Source organism: Cognatundibacterium luofuense, assembly GCF_018139685.1.
GTDB lineage: Bacteria > Pseudomonadota > Gammaproteobacteria > Burkholderiales > Burkholderiaceae_D > Undibacterium > Undibacterium luofuense.
Window position 1 is genome coordinate 1 of sequence record NZ_JAGSPN010000199.1, and the last position, 415, is coordinate 415.

Sequence of the window (415 nt, forward strand, 5' to 3'; positions counted from 1 at the left end):
TCCGCCGGAGATTGAATTTGTTGTAATAAGCTAGTCATAGTGGGTCGCGGTTTACGCTTGTCTTTGTACGATCAGATCGGCCAGATCATGCAAGTAGTGTGCCTTCTCACCAAAGGGCAACAGGGCCTCATGAGCGTCACGGCACAATTGGCCAGCCAGTTGACGTGAGGCATCCAGACCAAGCAGGCTCACATAAGTCGGCTTGTTATCGGCAGCATCTTTTCCTGCGGTTTTACCCAGAGTGGCTGAGTCCGCAGTCGCATCCAGAATATCGTCCACTACCTGAAAGGCGAGACCGATGGCACCCGCATACGCATGCAACGCTTCTGTTTCTGTCGCATCGGGTAATTTGCCACAGATAGCGCCCAGCATGACCGATGCACGCAGCAGCGCGCCAGTTTTCAGTCTGTGCATC

At 53.7% G+C, this 415-nt stretch carries 1 protein-coding gene; it reads right to left on the bottom strand.

Going from position 1 to position 415, the window contains the following annotated elements; all coding sequences use genetic code 11:
- Nucleotides 1-51: 51 nt before the first annotated feature.
- Nucleotides 52-415, bottom strand: a 364-nt coding sequence (locus KDM89_RS20015) for a polyprenyl synthetase family protein (RefSeq protein WP_212689632.1), incomplete at its 5' end; no start/stop codon positions are given.